Annotated in this window: 19 protein-coding genes; 17 read left to right on the forward strand and 2 right to left on the reverse strand. The window is 60.3% G+C overall.

The annotated features are described in order from the left end of the window. Positions 1 to 2 precede the first annotated feature (2 nt). The 15 genes from AC1D1F_RS17015 (at position 3) to AC1D1F_RS17085 (ending at position 14,493) form a co-directional block, all read left to right on the forward strand. Positions 3 to 1,457, forward strand: a complete 1,455-nt coding sequence (locus AC1D1F_RS17015; RefSeq protein ID WP_477677399.1) for a hypothetical protein — start codon at positions 3 to 5, stop codon at positions 1,455 to 1,457. Next, positions 1,454 to 2,122 (forward strand): acyltransferase, encoded by a 669-nt coding sequence (locus tag AC1D1F_RS17020; RefSeq protein WP_477677400.1) that lies wholly within the window; start codon positions 1,454 to 1,456, stop codon positions 2,120 to 2,122. Before AC1D1F_RS17015 ends, AC1D1F_RS17020 begins: the two co-directional genes overlap by 4 nt. Before the next feature lie 66 nt (positions 2,123 to 2,188). Beyond that, positions 2,189 to 2,836 (forward strand): class I SAM-dependent methyltransferase, encoded by a 648-nt coding sequence (locus tag AC1D1F_RS17025; RefSeq protein WP_477677401.1) that lies wholly within the window; start codon positions 2,189 to 2,191, stop codon positions 2,834 to 2,836. 70 nt (positions 2,837 to 2,906) lie between these two features. Next, positions 2,907 to 3,848: a hypothetical protein gene (locus AC1D1F_RS17030; protein ID WP_477677402.1), complete on the forward strand. Its 942-nt coding sequence runs from the start codon at positions 2,907 to 2,909 to the stop codon at positions 3,846 to 3,848. 10 nt (positions 3,849 to 3,858) lie between these two features. Continuing rightward, a complete protein-coding gene (locus AC1D1F_RS17035) occupies positions 3,859 to 4,863 on the forward strand; it encodes an NAD-dependent 4,6-dehydratase LegB (RefSeq protein WP_477677403.1) in 1,005 nt (334 codons plus the stop codon). Between the two features lie 46 nt (positions 4,864 to 4,909). After that, the gene (locus tag AC1D1F_RS17040) at positions 4,910 to 6,043 is read left to right on the forward strand and encodes a LegC family aminotransferase (RefSeq protein WP_477700784.1); all 1,134 of its coding nucleotides are present in this window, start codon (positions 4,910 to 4,912) and stop codon (positions 6,041 to 6,043) included. After that, positions 6,040 to 6,657 carry an acetyltransferase gene (locus AC1D1F_RS17045; protein WP_477677405.1) on the forward strand — a complete coding sequence of 206 codons (618 nt, stop codon included), beginning with the start codon at positions 6,040 to 6,042 and terminating at the stop codon, positions 6,655 to 6,657. Before AC1D1F_RS17040 ends, AC1D1F_RS17045 begins: the two co-directional genes overlap by 4 nt. Before the next feature lie 14 nt (positions 6,658 to 6,671). Continuing rightward, positions 6,672 to 7,664: an N-acetylneuraminate synthase gene (gene neuB / locus AC1D1F_RS17050; protein WP_477697445.1), complete on the forward strand. Its 993-nt coding sequence runs from the start codon at positions 6,672 to 6,674 to the stop codon at positions 7,662 to 7,664. Continuing rightward, the gene (gene neuC, locus AC1D1F_RS17055) at positions 7,661 to 8,839 is read left to right on the forward strand and encodes a UDP-N-acetylglucosamine 2-epimerase (RefSeq protein WP_477697444.1); all 1,179 of its coding nucleotides are present in this window, start codon (positions 7,661 to 7,663) and stop codon (positions 8,837 to 8,839) included. The genes neuB and neuC overlap by 4 nt, the downstream gene beginning before the upstream one ends. After that, the gene (locus tag AC1D1F_RS17060; protein WP_477697443.1) at positions 8,836 to 9,912 is read left to right on the forward strand and encodes a nucleotidyltransferase family protein; all 1,077 of its coding nucleotides are present in this window, start codon (positions 8,836 to 8,838) and stop codon (positions 9,910 to 9,912) included. Before neuC ends, AC1D1F_RS17060 begins: the two co-directional genes overlap by 4 nt. Then, the gene (locus tag AC1D1F_RS17065) at positions 9,909 to 11,072 is read left to right on the forward strand and encodes an N-acetyl sugar amidotransferase (RefSeq protein ID WP_477676161.1); all 1,164 of its coding nucleotides are present in this window, start codon (positions 9,909 to 9,911) and stop codon (positions 11,070 to 11,072) included. The genes AC1D1F_RS17060 and AC1D1F_RS17065 overlap by 4 nt, the downstream gene beginning before the upstream one ends. Before the next feature lie 8 nt (positions 11,073 to 11,080). After that, complete coding sequence (gene hisF / locus AC1D1F_RS17070) at positions 11,081 to 11,848, forward strand: imidazole glycerol phosphate synthase subunit HisF (protein ID WP_477676162.1); 768 nt, start codon at positions 11,081 to 11,083, stop codon at positions 11,846 to 11,848. Continuing rightward, positions 11,838 to 12,482, forward strand: coding sequence for an imidazole glycerol phosphate synthase subunit HisH (hisH, locus tag AC1D1F_RS17075; protein WP_477676163.1), 645 nt, complete (start codon positions 11,838 to 11,840; stop codon positions 12,480 to 12,482). The genes hisF and hisH overlap by 11 nt, the downstream gene beginning before the upstream one ends. Then, on the forward strand, positions 12,479 to 13,174 hold the full coding sequence (locus AC1D1F_RS17080) for an acylneuraminate cytidylyltransferase family protein (protein WP_477676164.1): 696 nt from the start codon (positions 12,479 to 12,481) through the stop codon (positions 13,172 to 13,174). Before hisH ends, AC1D1F_RS17080 begins: the two co-directional genes overlap by 4 nt. A gap of 59 nt (positions 13,175 to 13,233) precedes the next feature. Continuing rightward, positions 13,234 to 14,493: a hypothetical protein gene (locus AC1D1F_RS17085; RefSeq protein WP_477697398.1), complete on the forward strand. Its 1,260-nt coding sequence runs from the start codon at positions 13,234 to 13,236 to the stop codon at positions 14,491 to 14,493. Here the strand turns inward: AC1D1F_RS17085 and AC1D1F_RS17090 are convergent. Together AC1D1F_RS17090 and AC1D1F_RS17095 are read right to left on the reverse strand one after the other, a co-directional pair. Beyond that, positions 14,481 to 14,972 carry a hypothetical protein gene (locus tag AC1D1F_RS17090; protein ID WP_477676166.1) on the reverse strand — a complete coding sequence of 164 codons (492 nt, stop codon included), beginning with the start codon at positions 14,970 to 14,972 and terminating at the stop codon, positions 14,481 to 14,483. The genes AC1D1F_RS17085 and AC1D1F_RS17090 overlap by 13 nt on opposite strands. Next, entirely contained in the window at positions 14,969 to 15,532 is a 564-nt protein-coding gene (locus tag AC1D1F_RS17095) for a hypothetical protein (protein ID WP_477676167.1), read from the reverse strand. Before AC1D1F_RS17095 ends, AC1D1F_RS17090 begins: the two co-directional genes overlap by 4 nt. Positions 15,533 to 15,753: 221 nt before the next feature. On the opposite strand from AC1D1F_RS17095, the gene rfbF reads away from it, so the two are divergent. After that, complete coding sequence (gene rfbF / locus AC1D1F_RS17100) at positions 15,754 to 16,530, forward strand: glucose-1-phosphate cytidylyltransferase (RefSeq protein WP_477676168.1); 777 nt, start codon at positions 15,754 to 15,756, stop codon at positions 16,528 to 16,530. Continuing rightward, complete coding sequence (gene rfbG / locus AC1D1F_RS17105; protein WP_477676169.1) at positions 16,527 to 17,603, forward strand: CDP-glucose 4,6-dehydratase; 1,077 nt, start codon at positions 16,527 to 16,529, stop codon at positions 17,601 to 17,603. The genes rfbF and rfbG overlap by 4 nt, the downstream gene beginning before the upstream one ends. Position 17,604 lies beyond the last annotated feature (1 nt).

Genomic DNA, 17,604 nt, shown 5'->3' on the forward strand with positions numbered 1-17,604 from the left:
ACATGAGCAAAATCCTGCTTATAGAGCCCTATGAATTCTTGTCGAATGAATACAGGGGCAATAACAAATACGCCATCTATGCGGAAAAGTCGATCGCCTATTGGTCAGGTGATGCACGCCAGACCGTAGCCATCGCCTATCCCGACGCGATTCCCGCCGACCTAGACATCGATGAAATAAAAGCCAAGATCCACTGGACCATGCCGTTGTGGTTCCGGTGGATGGGACAGGCCGATAGATACGAGGATTTTCAGCACTCCTGCCTGTTGTTCGTCGTCTGCCTTGCGCAGAAAATGCGCGCGCTCGGGGTGAAGTCCGTAGTCTTCTTCACGGGGGTCGCCCACCACATTGAGTATTCCCTGATCGAGGCCGCCTGCCAGATTGCAGGAGCGCAGCAGGTCTATTTATATCCGATGCCTTTTTGTGCATCGCCGAGTCGCTTGTTGCCCGTGGTGCAACACGCTTCGATCCGGGACCGGAGCATTCTGGCGGTAAAGGTCTCGGACAAGCAGGTTCGGGACGAGGTGATTGCCTACCGGGACAACCATCTTGCCGCCAAGCCACCGCAGCTGAACGAAAAGATCGACCGGACGGCGACGAGCTACGGTTATGCGCTTGCGCGTGTCGCGATCTTCGGCGCCAAGGCAATCGCGAAAGCGATATTGAGGAAAAATGCCGGCCTCGTCCGGCATCCGATCGACGAGCGCAAAGACTACGATGCCTTGTCGATACTGAGAATCGTCCGGCACCAGAAACGCGCGCTCGAATACTACCTCTCCAGCATGCTGGATGAGGCTGCGGTGGACCGCCTGATCGAAGCAGAAGGGGCGCTGCCCATCCTGTACGCCCACTATCAACCGGAGGCCTCGACCTTTCCGGAGGGGGGCGATTATCCGACCCATCTGGATGTGGTCATCGCAATCCGGAAACTGGGCTATCGTGGGAAAATCCTGTACAAGGAGCATCCCGGCAGCTGGATTTACTATTCCCGGATCGTTGGTTTCTCGAGGGTCGGGCTGTGCAGGTCAATCGAGTATTTCAGGCAGCTTGCCGCCATGGGTTGCGTCTTCGTGCCGCCGACCTACAAGTTGAGCGAGGCTCGGAGCCGGAAGCTGTTTCCGATCACGGTGACGGGCTCTATCGGGATCGAACGCAGCATGGTCGGGCTCGCCACCTGCTGCGCGGGGCTCCCCTGGTTCAGGGATGCGCCGGGAATCCATGATCTTGCCGGGACTTTCGGCCGGGACGGTGTCTTTTACGACCGGCAGCGTTGGCAGTTCGAGCCAATGGATGGTGTGGATTGGTTTGACCGCGCCCTATCGATGAAGACGATCAACAACTACCCCGGCATAGGCACCGGCGTTTCATCGGGGTCGGCGACGGACAAAGCCGAGTTTTTGAGCGAGTTCGGCGAATTGATGAGGCGGCTGGACAACCAGGTCGCGGCGCCGTCATGAGTTATCTTGCAAAAATAAAAAGAAGGTTGTTGGCCGAAACCGGGTCTGTGTGGTTTCGCCTCGCGCACGGCTTGATGCGCGGAAGGATACGGTCGGACTTCCCGTCGATCGCGAGGTGCCGCTTTGGGATCAACACGGTTTTTCGGGGCGCACTCGCCTTGAACAATAGCGCATTGATCATGGGCGATCAATGCGCCGTGGCCAGCTCGGCGGAACTTGGCGCCGGTGAAGACGGTGTGATCGAGGTCGGGGATGGTGTATCGATCGGCCCCAGAAGCATGATCTCCACGAGCGGCGGGACGGTGAAAATTGGCAGCCGGACATCATTCTTTTCCGATTGCCTTGTGTCGGGCGAGGTTGCCATTGGTGAAGACTGCCTGTTCGCGAACAATGTCACGGTTCTGAGCGGCACGCATCAGATACGCGGCGGCGGCACCATACGTGAAAACGATGCGGCGTTCATGAGATCTCCGGATTACCGCCCGTACGACCCTATCACCATCGGGGCCGATTCGTGGCTGGGAGCGAATTCAGTGATTCTTCCCGGCGTCAGCCTGGGCAAGGGCACCGTGGTCGGAGCTAATGCCGTGGTGACGAAAAACTTTCCCGACTATTCGATCCTGGGCGGAGCGCCTGCCAGGATCATCGGGTCCCGGCTCGCCTAGACCTGAATACCGGCCTGGTTGTCGCCAGGCACGTCGCACTAAACATGCATTGATTGGATCATCAAAGTGAATTTAATTTCCAGAGTTCGCGCCAAAATCAAATCGATCGGTGACCGCAAGCAACAGGCGCTTTACGGCGGCCAGCGGCCGGTCTATCCGAAGAGTGGAGACGGCGGCTTGAAGATACATCTGGGTGCGGGGCCCATCAATATCCAGGGTTGGGTCAGTATCGATGCGCGCCAGGCGCCGCACATCCATTTGAGATCGGAAGGGTTCGCCCTCAACGAGTTTGCGGATGGTGCCATCAGCGAGATCTACATGTGCCATGTGCTCGAGCATTTTTCGTTCGAGGAAATCGATGAAATTCTCCGCAATTTCCGGAAGAAACTGAAAGTCGGTGGCGTACTACGGCTGTCCGTGCCCGACTTCGACCGCCTGGTGGCCGTCTACCAGGCCAACGGCAGCAACCTCGAACTGATCAAGTTCGCCTTGATGGGCGGGCAGGACTACGAGCACAACTTTCACAAGTCGGTGTTCAATCGCGCTGCGCTGGCGGGTCTGCTGGCTTCATGCGGGTTCGAACACATGACTGAATGGAATACCCTTGAGGAGTTCGGCGCGCACCTCGGCGACTGGTCGGAAACGGGTTTCCAGACTCCCAAGGGAGAGTTCCCCATCAGCCTGAACATGAAGGCGATCAAGGCGCAGGCCTAAGCGCGCCACACGCGTTGCGAAACGTTGACGTACCCAATTCATGCTCGTAGAAAACCAATCTATCTGCATCGTGGCATCCACGCTGCCCGTCGGCTTCATCGCGGCGCAGATGGATACGCTGAAGGTCAAAAAGATCTATGTGCTGAGCAAGGCGCACGAGCTGTCTTATCAGAGGTTCAGGAAAAAGCATCCGCAAGTCGAGATCGTCCGCGCCCCCTCCGGCCTCTTAATGCAATCGCTTTATTTCCTGTTTGTCTTGTTGAAGGCGCGCTCAAGCGGTACGCAGGTCGTGTTCTTTCACGAGTGCTGCCTGCCCATGCTCGACCTGCTGCTGACGGTCATCAAGCCGCGTGGATACTATTTTCCGCAGGTGACCATGTCCGGCTTCCAGGAAATCGAGCCCGGAGCGTTCCCGAGAAGCCGGCTGTACCGGCTGCTTGGCTTACTGGGTGTCATCGACCGCTTCAGGTTCTATCGTTCGCCGGCGGTAGGCGACAACGCGATTGAATACGTGATGGCGATCCGCGGCTACCCCGGCTCGATAATCAGCAAGGACGTGGGCTTCTCGCGGGAAGTGGTGTCCAGGTGTTATTCGTGCGGCGGCCAAAAAACCAATAAAATCCTGTTCATTGCAGGGAAGAGTTTTGTTTCCGATGCGAGCCAATCCACGCTTTTCCAATCCCTGATTGACGCCGCCCATGGGCAAGGCTACGTGTGCCACATCAAGGACCACCCGAACCCGGTTTATCGCCTGGATTTGCAGATTGACGGCGCGGTTGTCATTGACCCCTTGCTACCGGTCGAATTGATGGATAAAGACTATCATCTCGCCGTCGGGGTTTCATCGTCGGCGCTGCTGGGTTTCAATGAGCGCGCGGTCAGCTTGGTCCATATGTTCGACGACATGTCGCCGGTTGACAAAAGCTTGTGCGTCAGGCATTTCGAAGAGGCCTTCCCGGGCAACAAAATCAACTACATCCGCTCCCTGGTGGAGTTTGGAAAACTGCTATGAAAGCCTGACAATGAATGTGAATGCAGTCCTGGTTACCGGCGCCGACGGCTTTATCGGCTCCCACCTTGTGGAGCGCCTGGTGCAACAGGGCTACAAGGTCCGCGCCTTCGTCCAATACAACTCCTTCAACTCGTGGGGCTGGCTGGACCAGTGCCCGGCCGAGATGAAGGGGCAGTTCGAGGTTTTTTCGGGCGACATCCGCGACCCGCATGGCGTCAAAACCGCGATGCAGGGCTGCGACGCGGTGCTGCACCTTGCCGCCCTCATCGCCATCCCGTATTCCTATCACTCGCCCGATACCTATGTCGACACCAACGTCAAGGGTACCTTGAACGTCCTGCAGGCGGCGCGCGAGCTCGGCATCAAACGGCTGGTCCATACCTCGACGAGCGAGGTGTATGGCACAGCGCGTTTTGTCCCGATCACCGAGGAACACCCGTTGCAGGGTCAGTCGCCCTACTCGGCGAGCAAGATCGCCGCCGACCAGATGGCGTATTCCTTCTACGCCTCGTTCGGATTGCCTGTCGTCATCGCCCGTCCATTCAATACTTACGGCCCGCGCCAGTCCGCGCGTGCGGTGATCCCGACCATCATTGCCCAGATCGCCAACGGCAAGAAGCAGATCAGTCTGGGCGCGGTATCCCCGACCCGCGACTTCAATTTCGTGCAGGACACGGTGAACGGTTTCATCGCTGCCCTGGAGTCCGATCGCGGCATAGGCGAAGTCGTCAATTTCGGCAGCAACTTCGAAGTGTCGATCGGCGAAACCGCCAAGCTGATCGCGGAGGCGATGAACGCGGAGGTGGAGATCGTCACCGATGAGAACCGCCTGCGTCCTGCCAATTCAGAAGTCGAGCGGCTTTGGGCCGACAACACCAAGGCGCTGGAACTGTTCGGATGGGCGCCGGCCTACGGCGGCCGCGACGGGCTTAAGCGCGGGCTTGCCGAAACAGCGGCGTGGTTTCTACGCCCTGAGAATCTGCGCGGCTACAAGGCCGACATCTACAACATCTGATCAATCCCACCAAGTGCAGACACCACAGAATATCCCCGCACAGGTAGTGCAGGCCCTTACACAGGTATGCGGCCCGGGCCCGGTCGCCTTGCATGAGCCGCGTTTCGGCGGGCAGGAATGGGCCTATGTCAAGGACTGCCTGGACTCCACCTTTGTCTCGTCCGTCGGTGCCTATGTCGACCGCTTCGAGGCGGACCTGGCCCGGTTCACCGGCGCGAAACATGCTGTCGCCGTTGTCAACGGCACCGCCGCGCTGCATGTGGCGCTGCTGCTGGCCGGAGTCGTGCCCGGCGACGAGGTGCTGATCCCCGCGCTGACTTTCATCGCGACAGCCAATGCCGTGCGTTATTGCGGCGCCACGCCGCATTTCGTGGACAGCAACATGGAGACACTCGGTCTCGACCCGGCAGCGCTGCGCGAGTGGCTCAAGCATTGCAGCGAGCAGCGCGGCGGCGTTTGCGTGAACAAGCAGACCGGGCGCCCGATCCGTGCCCTTCTGCCCATGCATACCTTGGGGCACCCGTGCGATCTGGCCGGCTTGCTGGCGGTGGCCGGTGAGTTCGGCCTTGCGCTGGTCGAGGATGCCGCCGAGTCGCTGGGCAGTCTCTACCAGGGCCGCCATACCGGAACCAGCGGCCTGGTCGGAACCCTGAGCTTCAACGGCAACAAGACCATCACCACCGGCGGCGGCGGCGCCATCCTGACCAACGACACGGCCCTGGCGCGTCGTGCGAAGCATGTGACCACTACCGCGAAACGCCCCCACAGCTGGGCGTTTGAGCATGACGAGGTTGGCTACAATTACCGCATGCCGAATATCAATGCCGCCCTCGGCTGCGCCCAGCTTGAGCAGTTGCCCGGATTTCTGCAGTCGAAGCGCCGCCTCTATGCCAAATACCTGGCCGCTTTCGCGACGACACCGGAGATCAGCCTGGTTGCCGAGCCCGCCGGCTGCGAAAGCAATTACTGGCTACAGGCCATCATGTTGAGCGAGACTGTCGCCGGGCAGCGCGACGAGGTACTGAAGGCGACCAACGGCGCCGGGCTGATGACACGCCCGGTCTGGACCTTGCTGCATCGCCTGACCCCCTATCTCGACGCCCCTCGCGCTCCTCTACCTGTCGCCGAGTCACTCGAGCGTCGCCTGATCAACATTCCCAGCAGCGCGGGTTTGGCGTGAAGCCCCTGCTGCTCATCGGCGGCGGCGGCCACTGCCGCTCCTGCATCGATGTGATCGAGGCCCAGGGCCAGTACACGATTGCCGGCATCGTCGACTTCAACGAAACGGATGCGTCGGCCCGCCTGGGCTATCTCTGGTTGGGAAGCGATGACAACTTGCCGGACCTGCTCGAGAAATACCCGTCGGCACTGGTCACGGTGGGGCAGGTAAAAAGTCCCGATATCCGAATGGCCTTGTTTGAAAGACTGCAAGCCCTGGGCGCTGACTTCCCCACAATCGTCTCGCCGCTCGCGCATGTTTCACGTCATGCGGTGGTGCTACCTGGCACGATCGTCATGCATGGTGCGATAATCAATGCTGGCGCCACGGTTGGCGCAAACTGCATCATCAATAGTCAGGCCCTGATTGAGCACGACTCGATCGTGGCAGCGCATTGCCATATCTCCACCGGCGCCAGGCTGAACGGGGACGTGCATATCGATATGGGCTCGTTTGTTGGCAGCGGTGCGGTCGTCCACCACGGCGTGCGGATTGCCAGCCGTTGCGTCGTCGGCGCAGGCGCCATAGTGGTGAAAAATTTGACCGAAGGTACGATCTTTCGGGGTACGCGATGAATAGTGCTCGCACTTTGATTATTGCCGAAGCCGGGGTTAACCATAACGGCGATATCGCCATGGCCAAGCGTCTCATCGAGCTTGCAGCCGAGGCGGGCGCCGACATGGTCAAGTTCCAGACTTTCTCGGCCGATCGCCTCGCCACCGGTACCGCCGGCAAAGCCGAATACCAGGCCCAATCCACCAGCGCGACCGAGTCGCAGCACAGCATGTTGAGCCGCCTCGAGCTGAGCGCCGAGATGCACGCAGTGCTGGTCGAACATTGCCGCCAGCACGGGATCGCCTTCTTCAGCACCGGCTTTGATATCCAGAGCCTGGATTTTCTGGTCGGTCTGGGGCTGGACCGGATCAAGATCCCTTCCGGCGAAATCACCAATCTGCCCTATCTGCGCCATGCGGGCGGGCTGGGTAAACCTTTGATCCTGTCTACGGGCATGGCCTCGCTGGGCGAGATCGAAAACGCGCTGGCCGTGTTCGAGGCCGCCGGCGTTTCTCGTGATCAGGTGATCGTGCTCCACTGCAATACCGAATATCCCACGCCCATGTCCGACGTGAACCTGCGCGCCATGCAAAACATCGGCAAGGCGTTCGATGTCGCCGTCGGCTACTCCGATCATACGCAGGGCATCGAGGTCGCGATTGCCGCGGTTGCGCTGGGTGCTTGCGTGATCGAAAAGCATTTCACCCTGGATCGCAGCCTGCCCGGCCCCGATCACGGCGCGAGCCTGGAGCCTGATGAACTCAAGGCGATGGTGAGGGCTATCCGCAATATCGAAGCCGCCATGGGCGACGGCGTCAAGCGCGCCAGCCCCAGCGAAAGCAAGAACAAGCCGGTTGCCAGAAAGTCCCTGGTAGCCAATGCGCCGATCCGCGCGGGCGAAAGGTTTACGGCCGAAAACATCACCGCCAAGCGCCCCGGCACGGGCATATCGCCGATGCGCTGGGACGAGGTCATCGGTCGCATGGCATCACGCGACTTTGCCGCCGACGAGTTGATTTCGCTGTGAAAAGAATTTGCGTCGTTACCGGCACCCGGGCTGAATATGGCCTGCTACGCTGGCTCATGGAAGGCATCCGGCAATCGCCGAAACTCGCGCTGCAGGTGATTGCCACAGGGGCACACCTGTCGCCGGAGTTCGGCCTCACGTATCGCGATATCGAGGCAGATGGTTTCGCCATCGATCGCAAAGTCGAAATGCTGTTGAGTTCGGATACGCCTACCGGCGTGACCAAATCCATGGGCGTGGCGATGATCGGCTTCGCCGATGCTTTTGCCGGGCTTCGCCCCGACCTGGTGCTGTTGCTGGGCGATCGGTACGAGATATTTTCCGCCGCAGCCGCTGCGACGATCGCACGCATTCCGGTCGCGCACTTGCATGGCGGAGAGACGACCGAGGGCGCTTTCGACGAGGCCATGCGCCACTCCATCACCAAGATGGCCCACCTGCATTTCGTCGCGGCCGAAGCGTACCGCCGCCGCGTCATCCAGTTGGGCGAGGATCCGGCCCGCGTTTTCCTGGTGGGCGGCCTGGGCATCGACAATGTGCTCAAGCTGGACCTCCTCGATCGGGCGGCGCTGGAAGCGGCGCTGGACTTCAAGCTGGGCCCGAAAAACCTGCTCGTCACCTTCCATCCGGCGACGCTGGAGCCGGGCGCGGCGGCCGGGCAGATGGACGAACTGCTGGCCGCGCTGGATACCTTGCAAGACACCCACCTCATCTTCACCATGCCCAACGCGGATACGGAAGGGCGGGCCTTGAGCCGGCAGTTGGAGGCCTACGCCGCCGGCAGGCCGGATGCGAAGGTCTACGCCTCGCTCGGGCAGCTGCGTTACCTGTCGGCCATCGCCCATGTCGATGCCGTCGTCGGCAATTCCTCGAGCGGGCTCGCGGAGGTCCCCAGCTTCAGGAAGGCGACGGTCAATATCGGCGACCGCCAAAAAGGCCGCCTCAAGGCGCAAAGCGTGATCGATTGCGCGCCGGACCGCGAAAGCATCAAGGCGGCGCTGGCGGAAGCTTATTCAGCAAATTTTCAGGCAAATCTGGGCCAGGTGATGAGTCCCTATGGAGATGGCGGCGCCAGCCAGAAAATCCTGCATATCCTGGAAGATTACGATTTCCCGGCTTCCCTCAAGAAAACATTTCATGACTTACCCGTCATGGATGCGGCAGGACTGACATGAGCGCCTCAATTGAACTTTGGCGCCAAGGCATCCTGCCGCTCAGTGCGAATATCCAGCAGGCGATCCTGAATCTCGACGAGGTCGCGATCAAGATCGTGCTGATCGTCAACGAGAGCGGACGGCTGGAAGGCACGATCTCAGATGGCGATATCCGCCGCGGCCTGCTCAGGGGGCTGGATATGAGCAGCCCCCTGGCGGAGATTGTCCATCGCAACGCCCTGGTCGTGCCTCCGGGATTGGGGCGGGATACAGTTTTGCAACTGATGACGGCCAACAAGATCCAGCAGATTCCCATCGTCGACGACGATCAGCGTGTGGTCGGGTTGCATCTCTGGGATGAGGTCACAACGCCGGCCGCGCGTTCCAACCTGATGGTGATCATGGCGGGGGGCAAGGGAACGCGCCTGATGCCGCATACGGAAAACTGTCCCAAGCCCTTGGTACCGGTGGCCGGCAAGCCCATGCTGGAACACATCATCGAGCGCGCCAAGTCGGAGGGATTCAACCACTTTGTCCTGGCCATCCATTACCTGGGCCACATGATCGAGGACTATTTCGGCAAGGGTGACAAACTCGGCGTGACCATCGATTACCTGCGCGAGCCTGCGCCGTTGGGCACGGCCGGGGCGCTCGGCCTGCTCAACCCGCGGCCCGATGCGCCCTTCGTGGTGACCAACGGCGATGTGATCACCGACATCCGCTATGGCGAGTTGCTCGATTTTCACAACCGCTATACGGCGGCGGCGACGATGGCCGTGAGACTGCATGAGTGGCAACACCCGTTTGGCGTTGTTCAGACGGACGGCATCGACATCGTTGGCTTCGAGGAAAAACCGGTTGCGCGTAGCCACATCAATGCAGGGGTTTATGCACTGATGCCTGAAGCACTCGACTGTCTTGTGCCTGGGGTGCCATGCGACATGCCTGCCTTATTCGAACGCCTGCAGGGCAAGGCGATGCGCACGGTGGCTTACCCGATGCACGAACCGTGGCTGGATGTAGGCAGGCCCGACGATTTGAAGTTTGCAGCAGATTCCATTAGCAATAGTTTGGTGAAAGAGTTGAAGCCATGAAGAGAGATTTAATCAAGCAATACAATTTGCCGCCCGAAATCAGGTTCTGCAAGAAGTGCACGGTTTCCAATCAGCGTCCGCGTATAACCTTCGATGCGCATGGCGTCTGTTCCGCTTGCAATTACGCCGAGTTCAAACGCACGCAGATCGATTGGGCGCAGCGTGAGAAGGAACTGGTTGATCTGTGTGACCGATATCGCAAGAGCAATGGCGAATACGACGTCGTTGTGCCATGCAGCGGCGGCAAGGACGGCAGCTTTGTGGCTCACCAGCTGAAGTTTAAATACGGCATGAACCCGCTTGCGGTGACGTGGGCGCCGTTAAAGGCCACCGCAATCGGGCGCCAGAATCTTGATGCATTCATTGCCTCCGGTTTTAACCATATCCTGGGCACACCGAACCCCCAGGTAACCAAGAAGCTCACGCACTTGTCGTTCAAGCATCTGGGTGACCCATTTCAGCCGTTTATCTATGGGCAAACCAATTTTCCGCTGCACATGGCCGTCAAACACAATATTCAGCTCATCATGTATGGCGAGAATGGTGAGATCGAGTACGGCGGCGACATGAAGAACGCCTTCCGGCCGACGCGCGACATCCAGGATCACGACAAGCATTACTTCTCGGGGTTGCCGCCGGAATTCTGGGCGGAGCATGGTGTCTCCCTGGCGGACTTGTATCCCTTCATGGCGCCCAGCTATGAGGACACCACGAAGAACAAGACCGAGATACATTTTCTGGGCTATTACAAATTCTGGGACCCGCAGGAGAACTACTACTACTGCAGGGAACATACTGGTTTTACACCCAACACCGAACGTTCTGAGGGTACGTACTCGAAGTATGCAAGCCTGGATGACCAGATTGATGGATTTCATTACTACCTGTCGTACATCAAATTTGGCATCGGCCGCACGACCTCCGATGCAGCCCACGAGATCCGTGACGGAAAAATCACGCGGGAAGAGGGTGTCGCGTTGGTCAAGCGCTATGACCATGAATTTCCGAGGAAGTATTACAAGGAATTCCTGGAGTTTTGTTCGATTACCGATGCGGAAGTGCACGAGGTCATCGATAGCTGGCGCTCGGACCACATCTGGCAGCAGCAGGATGGTGAGTGGAAGCTGCGCCATGCAGTCTGGCACGAAGGTGTTGAATAAATAAGTGCATGAGCAATACACGTCTCATTGCCCGGCTTGATATCAAGGGCGCGAACCTGATCAAGGGGGTGCACCTCGAAGGCTTGCGCGTTATCGGCGATCCCGGCGACTACGCGAAGAAATACTACGAGCAGGGCGCGGACGAACTGTTGTATATCGACATCGTCGCCAGCCTGTACGGGCGCAACAAGCTGACGGACATCATCCGTGCGGCCGCCAAGGATGTCTTCATTCCCATCACGGTGGGCGGCGGCATCCGCAGTGTCGAGGATGTCAGCGACCTGCTCGGCGCCGGTGCCGACAAAGTGGCGATCAACACGGCTGCGGTGCTCCGCCCCGAGCTGATCCATGAGGTTTCTCGGCGTTTCGGGTCGCAATGCATGGTACTGTCGATCGAGGCGAAACAGCAGTCACCGGGGCACTGGGAGGTGTACACGGACACCGGGCGCGAAAGAAGCGGCCTTGATGTGGTCGAGTGGGCGCGCAAGGGCGAGGCGCTCGGCGCCGGGGAAATCCTGGTGACTTCGATTGATCGCGAAGGTACTCGCCAGGGATTCGATCTGGCGCTAACGCGGGCGATCACCGACGCCGTCGGCATTCCGGTCATCGCAAGCGGTGGCATGGGCAAGGCTGACGACCTGATTGCGGTGGTCAGGCAAAGCGGGGCGAACGCGGTGGCAATGGCGGATATCCTTCATTACGAGCGCGCGACCCTTGGGGAATTGCGGCAAGCTGCGAAAGCTGGCGGAGTGCAGGTGCGTGCATATGAGCGCTGATGTCGTTGTCATCGATTACGGGGTAGGTAACCTGCTGAGCGTAAGCCGCGGCCTGGAGCATTGCGGCGCCTCTGTGCTGGTGTCAAATGATCCGGAAACTATTCTGGCCGCGCCGCGGATCGTCCTGCCGGGTGTCGGGGCCTTTCGCGATGCCATGGCCGAGTTGCATCGCCGCAATCTGGACGAGGTGGTGCGCGCTTTCGCCCGCCAGGGCAAGCCCCTGCTGGGCATCTGCCTGGGCATGCAGCTGTTGCTCGACGAGAGTGAGGAATTCGGCGTGACCCCCGGCTTGGGACTGATTCCCGGGCGGGTGATTCCCATCCCGACCAGCACCAGCGACGGACGCGCGCAGAAAGTGCCCCATATCGGCTGGAGTGAACTGTCCCTGCCGGATGGCAGGAGCAGCTGGGACGGCACGCTGTTGCAGGGAATGGGCCCCAGCGAGGCGTTCTATTTCGTCCACTCCTTCATGGCCGCCCCGCAAGACCCCTCGCACCGCGTGGCCGATTGCCGGTACGGCGGTGCCCCCGTGAGCGCGGTGATCGCGCGGGCCAACATTCATGGTTGCCAGTTTCATCCGGAAAAAAGCGGGACCGCCGGCCTGAAGGTGCTCAAGCATTTCCTGTCCCTATGAAGATACTCGCCCTCGTTCCCGCGCGCGGCGGTTCCAAGCGCCTTCCCGGAAAAAACACCCGTGTGCTCGGGGGCAAGCCCTTGATCGAATGGAGTATCCAGGCCGCGCAGGGAATCCCCGAAATTGTCGACATCGTAGTGTCCACGGACGATGAGGGGATCGGCGGCATCGCCCGCAAAGCGGGTGCATCGGTGCCGTGGCTGCGGCCGGCGGCGCTGGCAACAGACGAGGCCTCTTCAGTGGACGTGGCCTTGCATGCGCTTGATGACTACGAAGGTCTGCACGGCCCCTTGGATGGCTTGCTGCTGTTGCAACCGACATCGCCCTTCCGCAGCCGGGAATCGGTATTGCGGGGGCTGGAAATGTTCCGGGCGCATGCGTTCCGTTCGGTCGTCGGTGTATCGCAGGCGAGCACGCATCCGCTGTGGTGCTTCCGGATCGACGGCGTCTCGATGAAGCCTTTTGTCGAACGCAGCCAGGCGGATCTCCGTGCTCAGGTCCTGCCGCCTGCCTACGCGCTCAACGGCGCGTTCTACCTCATTTCCCCCGCCGAGCTGCGCGCATCGCGCTCTTTCTGCAATAAAGACACGATCCCCCTTGTCATGGATACGCCCCTTGAAGGGGTCGATATCGACACGGAAACGGATTGGCAGTGGGCCGAGTATCTGCTTGGCCTTGCGCTGCCAAAGTAAAGTCATGCCGGCCGGCTTTTTCATATGGGGCGGCCCATCTCTCCTTGCCGCTGGCGCTCATGATGCAGCCCCCCGATGACATGAATACAGAAAAGATCTCCGGTCGACTGGCCGCCGTGCTGCTGGTCCTTGTGTTCCTCTATGCCACGACCTACCAATTGCCGTTTATGGCCGCCGTCGATTGGGTCCAGGCAACCGACGTCTACTCTTACCTGCATATTTCAGGATCGGCCCCAGGGCTTCCCGCGGAACGTATCGCCTATCACTTCTCGCAGCGATGGATTCCACATTACCTGGTGGGCATCGTTTCGGTCTTGTTCTCCGTCGATCTCGGCATGGTGTACACGCTGACCGTGTTGTTCCTGATATTCGCAATTGCATGGATATCCTTCGGCGTTTTGCGGCAAAGTACGCCGAACGCCGCATTCGCATGCCTGCTCTTCCTCATTGTTTCGCTGTCGGCGTTTTCGTACCGGCTGATCATCTTCGTGCCGGGCCTTCTCATCGACCTGGTCTGCGTGCTGGGCCTGGCCATCACGCTGAGTGGCCTCGTCAATCGCAGGGTCGGCTGGATATTGTTTGGCATGGTGGTTGCCACCTTGGGCAAACAGTTGTCGCTGCTGCTCCTGCCCGGCGTATTGCTGTACGCCCTGGCCGTCTTCGGTCGTACGGAGGGCAGGCGTGCCGCATTGATGAAGTGCTTCTGGATCGGTGCCGTCACCGTAGGCACCTATGCCCTGTTGATCGCGACGTCGGCGCATTTCGCATATCCAAATTCAATCACACGCACGGTGCTGTTCGCTCTTTTCCCCTGGCTGGTATCGGCCCAGTTTTCCGTCTCCGGCTTCGCCGAGCATATTTCCCGCGTCCTGGTGCCATTGCTTCCTTTCATCGGCATATTCATGCTGGCATGCTGGAAGCGGGTCACGGGGAGGGAGATGCTGCGGCGCTTGATGGCGCTCGAGAATGTCGCCCTGATTCTGATGGTGCTGGGGCCGATGGCGTATGCCTTCCTGCCCGGTCCGCAGGTACAGATGGGCAACCAAAGCCGCTATGTCGCGCTCAGCATGCTTCCGATGGCCCTGCTGACCTTGCGCTGCGCGCCCGCTGTCCAACTCGATTTGGCCTGGGGCGACTATCTATGGCTGGGCGTCGTCCTATGCGGTATTTCGTATCACCACCGCTACACCGTCGTGCAGGCAACGCCGGGTGTGTTCGTTGCGGTGCACCTTTTGAGCCTGCTGTGTCTGCTGGGATGGTTTGCCTGGAAAATGCAGGCTGGAGGACGGGCGCCCTTGCCCGCGGCTCAGGAGGCCTGACCGGGCTCGATTGAAAAGGGGCGCCCAAACAGCCGGATCGCCCCAAGCAGGGCGCGGCCCCTGGCGGTAAGAAGCAGGCCCCCATCCTGCGCCACGACCAATCCGCTGCCCTGCATCATCTCCAGGCGTGTCAGCAGGCCGTCTTCCGCATTGAAGGCGGCATCGAAGGCGGCAAGGTCGAGCGAGCCTTGCGGTGCCGCGTGAAGGTAGGCCAGCATTTTCAGCGTGACCGAGTTCAGCAGGTTGATCAACACCATCAGGTAAAACAACCAGGCCGCCAAGAACAGATACAGCTCCACCAGGTCGAGCCGAAACGCCGAGAGCTGATAAGCCAGGAGCGCCAATGTGGCCGCGCCGCCCAGCGCCACCCCCTTGGGCATGAAGCGTGCACCCCCCGTCAGGCGGCACACCAGTACATGCAGCGCAAGTGTGATGGCAAGGAGCAGCACGACTGTCTGCAGGACATGCAAGAGGCTCATAGACGCTTCAATCCGTAGATTGCCAGCACCCACGCGCCGACCGTATGGACACGCCGGCCGAGCGGGGTGATCGAATAGATCCCCGCCTGCTCCTGGGCAAATCCCAGGTGGACCATCTGCCCGAGCCTGCTGTCCCTCAGGTCCCGGATACCGACGCCACCGGCTTGCATGCGCGACTCCAGGCTTTGCGGTGTCACGGGCTGCTGCTCCGATTCCAGTGTCTGCATGGCGGCCATGATGCCGACCGAGATGCTTTTCCGGCAAATGCCGATCAGGGCGAAAACAAACACGTAGTGCAGGGAAAAGTAGATGAATGCGCCCGTCGCAATGCCCAGCAGGGCGTGGCTGTCGATGCCGGCGCCGGCCAGCGCGGCCACGACCGTGACGCAGAGGTAGGCAAGGAAAATTCGCGAGTGGACGCGGTTCACACGTGTGTAACTGTCGGCGCCGGCCGCCGTCTTGTCGACCACGATATAAACCAGGAACGCCGCAAAGAAGGCGATGGCGCCGTAGATACCGATATTTTCGATATCGCTCGAATAACTGGGGAAGGGAAACATGCGGGATCCAATAGCCGAAATTGAAACGGTGTCCATAGCCTGGTTCTGCCCGGCACAGGGCGCGTACAGAGGAATTACTACTTCGGGCGCATGTTAAACTACGAAGGTTTTATCCGCCAATCTTTCCATAGGTACCGCGATGGGTTCGAGTATTCGCCGATCAGTGATGTCACCTGCGTTTGAACATCTCTTTGTGCGCGCCTCAGGCGGCTGGAACTGACATGAAAGCCGTTATTCTGGCCGGCGGGCTTGGAACACGCATCTCCGAAGAGACCGCCCTCAAGCCCAAACCGATGATCGATATCGGCGGCAAGCCCATCCTCTGGCATATCCTGAAAATCTACTCCCATTTCGGGATCAACGATTTCATCATCTGCTGCGGCTACAAGGGTTATGTCATCAAGGAGTACTTCGCCAACTACTTCCTGCATAGCTCGGATGTCACCTTCGATCTGCAGCGCAACGAAATGGAAGTGCACCATCGCTATGCCGAGCCCTGGCGTGTCACGCTGGTGGACACCGGCGAGGAAACCATGACCGGCGGACGCCTGAAGCGCATCGCCCGCTTCGTCGAGGGCGAGGAGGCATTCTGTTTCACCTACGGCGACGGCGTCAGCAATGTCAATATTGCCCAGTTGATCGACTTTCATCGTGAGCACCAGCGGCTGGCCACTTTGACAGCCGTGTTCCCGCCGGGCCGGTTCGGTGCGCTGAATATCGCGCCCGACCACAACGTCATGTCCTTCAAGGAAAAGCCCAAGGGCGACGGCGGCATGATCAATGGCGGTTTCTTCGTGCTGTCCCCCAAGGTCATAGACCTGATAGCCGGGGACCAGACCAGCTGGGAACGCGAGCCGCTGGAGATGCTGGCCGCCTCCGCGCAACTGAAGGCCTATCCGCACGAAGGTTTCTGGCAGCCGATGGACACACTGCGCGACAAGAATCACCTCGATGAGCTGTGGGCATCCGGCAAGGCGCCCTGGAAGGTCTGGGAATGAATCCCGGGTTCTGGAAGGGCAAAAAGGTCTTGCTGACCGGCCACACCGGCTTCAAGGGCGCGTGGCTGGCATTGTGGCTGCAGCGCCTGGGCGCCGTCGTCAGCGGCTATGCGCTGGCGCCGCCCAGCTCGCCCAGTCTGTTCGAGCTTGCCGATGTGGGCAGGGGCATGCACTCGCTGGTCGGCGATATCCGCGATGCCGCCGCCCTGGCGGAGGCCGTCGCCAATACGGCGCCGGAAATCGTGATCCACATGGCTGCGCAGTCGCTGGTGCGTGTTTCCTACGACACACCCGTCGACACTTATGCCGTGAATGTCATGGGTACGGTGCACCTGCTTGAGGCCGTGCGCCGGACGGCCGGCGTCAAGGCGGTCGTGGTGGTGACGACCGACAAGTGCTACGAAAACAGGGAGTGGGCCTGGGGCTACCGTGAGAACGAAGCCATGGGCGGCTACGATCCCTACAGCAGCAGCAAGGGTTGCGCCGAACTGGTGAGCGCGGCCTACCGGTCCTCATACTTCAATCCCGATGCCTATGGCACGCACGGCGTGGCCGTGGCCACCGCACGGGCCGGAAATGTGATCGGCGGCGGCGATTGGGCGCAGGACAGGCTGGTGCCCGATATCCTCGCCGCATTTGCCGGCGGCAAGGCGGTGCAGATACGGCACCCGAATGCGATACGCCCGTGGCAGCACGTGATGGAGCCGCTGTGTGGGTACCTCACCCTGGCGGAGCGCCTGTACACGCAAGGGCCCGCGTATGCGGAAGCCTGGAATTTCGGGCCGAACGATGCCGACGCCAGGCCGGTCAGCTGGGTGGCCGACGAGCTGGCGAAGGCTTGGGGCGGCGGCGCCGGATGGCAACCGGTCGAAGGCGTGAACCCGCACGAGGCGCACCATCTCAAGCTTGACATCTCCAAGGCGCGCAGCCGGCTGGGTTGGCATCCGCAGTTGCCGCTCGCGCAGGCGTTGAAGCTGGTGGTGGCGTGGGCAAGGGGTCAGCAAGGCGGCGCGGATGCGCGCGCCCTGACGTTGGAACAGATTGCCGCGTATCAATCGCAGGCGAAAAATTGAA

It is taken from the genome of Polaromonas sp. P1_H6, assembly GCF_056405195.1.

Excerpts from the sequence above, each read along its gene's own strand:
- AC1D1F_RS17015 (WP_477677399.1), top strand. The coding sequence starts at position 3 with ATGAGCAAAATCCTGCTTATAGAGCCCTATGAATTCTTGTCGAATGAA.
- AC1D1F_RS17020 (WP_477677400.1), top strand. The coding sequence starts at position 1,454 with ATGAGTTATCTTGCAAAAATAAAAAGAAGGTTGTTGGCCGAAACCGGG.
- AC1D1F_RS17035 (WP_477677403.1), top strand. The coding sequence starts at position 3,859 with ATGAATGTGAATGCAGTCCTGGTTACCGGCGCCGACGGCTTTATCGGC.
- AC1D1F_RS17060 (WP_477697443.1), top strand. The coding sequence starts at position 8,836 with ATGAGCGCCTCAATTGAACTTTGGCGCCAAGGCATCCTGCCGCTCAGT.
- AC1D1F_RS17065 (WP_477676161.1), top strand. The coding sequence starts at position 9,909 with ATGAAGAGAGATTTAATCAAGCAATACAATTTGCCGCCCGAAATCAGG.
- hisF (WP_477676162.1), top strand. The coding sequence starts at position 11,081 with ATGAGCAATACACGTCTCATTGCCCGGCTTGATATCAAGGGCGCGAAC.
- hisH (WP_477676163.1), top strand. The coding sequence starts at position 11,838 with ATGAGCGCTGATGTCGTTGTCATCGATTACGGGGTAGGTAACCTGCTG.
- AC1D1F_RS17080 (WP_477676164.1), top strand. The coding sequence starts at position 12,479 with ATGAAGATACTCGCCCTCGTTCCCGCGCGCGGCGGTTCCAAGCGCCTT.
- AC1D1F_RS17085 (WP_477697398.1), top strand. The coding sequence starts at position 13,234 with ATGATGCAGCCCCCCGATGACATGAATACAGAAAAGATCTCCGGTCGA.
- AC1D1F_RS17090 (WP_477676166.1), bottom strand. The coding sequence starts at position 14,972 with ATGAGCCTCTTGCATGTCCTGCAGACAGTCGTGCTGCTCCTTGCCATC.
- AC1D1F_RS17095 (WP_477676167.1), bottom strand. The coding sequence starts at position 15,532 with ATGTTTCCCTTCCCCAGTTATTCGAGCGATATCGAAAATATCGGTATC.
- rfbF (WP_477676168.1), top strand. The coding sequence starts at position 15,754 with ATGAAAGCCGTTATTCTGGCCGGCGGGCTTGGAACACGCATCTCCGAA.
- rfbG (WP_477676169.1), top strand. The coding sequence starts at position 16,527 with ATGAATCCCGGGTTCTGGAAGGGCAAAAAGGTCTTGCTGACCGGCCAC.